Below are 308 nucleotides of genomic sequence, written 5' to 3'. Positions count from 1 at the left end.
TGAACTCGTAAATATCGTTACCAACAAATTGTATCAGTTCACTGTAATCGCCTGTTAGTTGATATATGGTGGTAATACTATGATCCAGGTAATAAGTTACTTTATCTGTAAGACCAGGAATCAGGTTCAAATCTTCTCCCCAGATTGATTTTTCGGCCGATTTATCAACCAGGTTGTGATCGTAAGATTTCAGTTTGATTCTGATTTTCTGACTCATCTTTATGAATGGAGTAAGCTATTAGCCGGGCATATTTATCGCTCCATTTAATGTAGTATTCCAAATCGAGATGTGTATCACTTTCAAATTG

General features: G+C 35.7%; 1 pseudogene. It reads right to left on the bottom strand.

What is annotated here, in order from left to right:
* Positions 1–217: pseudogene (locus D0T85_RS22955) on the bottom strand (hypothetical protein); the annotation flags it as partial.
* Positions 218–308: the final 91 nt, after the last annotated feature.

Origin of the sequence: Bacteroides sp. 519 (assembly GCF_010500955.1) — a bacterium.
Taxonomy (GTDB): domain Bacteria; phylum Bacteroidota; class Bacteroidia; order Bacteroidales; family Bacteroidaceae; genus Bacteroides.
This window is presented reverse-complemented; position numbering and strand designations above follow the sequence as displayed.